General features: G+C 56.2%; 1 pseudogene. It reads left to right on the top strand.

Features of this window, described 5'->3' with window-relative positions:
- A pseudogene (locus P5674_RS26080) lies at nt 1-309 on the top strand (hypothetical protein); the annotation flags it as partial.
- Between the last annotated feature and the right edge of the window lie 81 nt (nt 310-390).

Genomic DNA, 390 nt, shown 5'->3' with positions numbered 1-390 from the left:
TATGGTCAGCGATTTCTCACCCCCACAGAGTTAGCCAAACTCGCCGAACAGCAGCGCTTGGAGGCCCAACAGCAGCGCTTGGAGGCCCAACAGCAACGCCAGGAAGCCGAACAACAGCGTCAGGAAGCCCAACAGCAGCGCTTGGAGGCCGAACAACAGCGTCAGGAAGCTGAACAACAGCGTCAGCGGGCGGAGTTAGCGGAAACGCGGCTGCGGGAATTGGAGGCTCGCTTACAGCAACTGGAAGGCGATCGCTCTTTGTGGCTCGGGTTTCACCCAACATTTGTAGGTGGGCTGAAACGAGGGTGAAACCCAATATAACGGAGAGATGGTGTTGTTGGGTTCCGTTACCTCCACCCAACCTACTTAAATAAGCGATCGCTCTTGGTA

This window comes from Limnospira sp. PMC 289.06 (assembly GCF_032350395.1).
Taxonomy (GTDB): Bacteria; Cyanobacteriota; Cyanobacteriia; order Cyanobacteriales; family Microcoleaceae; genus Limnospira; species Limnospira platensis.
This window is presented reverse-complemented; position numbering and strand designations above follow the sequence as displayed.